The sequence below is a fragment of the Bartonella sp. AP11XZML genome (genome assembly GCF_042196445.1).
Lineage (GTDB): Bacteria > Pseudomonadota > Alphaproteobacteria > Rhizobiales > Rhizobiaceae > Bartonella.
In genome coordinates this window covers 1-1,207 of record NZ_JBHIQF010000088.1, presented here as the reverse complement: position 1 = coordinate 1,207, position 1,207 = coordinate 1, and the positions used below count along the sequence as shown (strand labels likewise).

Here is a 1,207-nt window from a genome sequence, read left to right as displayed (position 1 = left end):
GGATTTTTGGTTTGCACTTCAAGCCCCCCTCCGGTTGCGAGCGCCCTCGCATTGGTATTCCGGGAGTCTAAAAGTACTGAATCCGAGTCAGTTTTTTTGCTTTTAGTGCGGAAAAGCACCTGGACATAGCAAAAACTCCCGGAATTCCGGGATACCCACAAAAGTGGGCTCAATTGTACGCTCGGATTTAGGGCTTTTAGTTCCCTATTGGTCGTTGCGTATACGACCAAAATTACAGTATTCATTTATAAGGCAATTTCAGAAAATTGGCAAGAAAAATCAAAATAATCTCAAAGACTATAAGATTGGGTACTTTTTAAAAAAGTGCGAAATATGGATTATAAATCGCGTCTTTTTCCTATCAAAATGTCGATAAAATTTGGATTTTTAGTTGGCACTTCAAGCCCTCCTCCGGTTGCAAGCGCCCTCGCATTGGTATTCCGGGGTCTGAAAACACTGACTTGACTCAGCTTTTTGCTTTTAGTGCGGAAACGCACCTGGACATAGCAAAATCTCCCGGAATTACGGGATACCCGCAATGCGGGATAAATTTATGTATTAAGCTTTCGGGCTTTTAGCTCCCTATTTGATCGTTGCGTGGACGATCAAAAACACGTGCTTATCAATAAAGTAATTTCAGGAGATTGGCAAGAAAAATGAAAATAATCTCCAAGACTATAAGATTGGGTACTTTTTAAAAAAGTGCGAAATATGGATTATAAATCGCGTCTTTTGCTTAATCAGAAATGTCGATAAAATTTGGATTTTTAGTTGGCACTTCAAGCCCTCCTCCGGTTGCAAGCGCCCTCGCATTGGTATTCCGGGAGGTTGGATTCACTGAACTTAAACAGTCTCTTGTTTTTAGTGCTTAAAGCACTTGGACATAACAAAAGCCCCCGGAATTTCCGGGATAGCCATAATTGTTTATGTTTAAGTTTTAAGGAATCCAACTCCTTATTGACCGCTGCGTAGACGACCAAAAAACACAGGCCAATTCATAAAGTAATTTCAGGAGATTGGCAAGAAAAATCAATATCCCATAAAATGGCGTGATTTTGAGGGGTGTGGAGTGCTGGTTTGAATTTGACTTAAGGGGTATATGAATGGAATAATATTAATTGTTACTCTTTTGCTTAATCAGAAATCAGCCACAAGATTGCTTTTTGTTTTTTCGGCTGGAGCTCTCTAAAATTTTTCAAAAGTGAAT

The 1,207-nt window shown here is 39.7% G+C and carries 1 pseudogene; it reads right to left on the bottom strand.

Annotated features, from left to right (window positions below):
* Positions 1–1,133 precede the first annotated feature (1,133 nt).
* A pseudogene (locus ACFIMG_RS08670) lies at positions 1,134–1,207 on the bottom strand (transcriptional regulator); the annotation flags it as partial.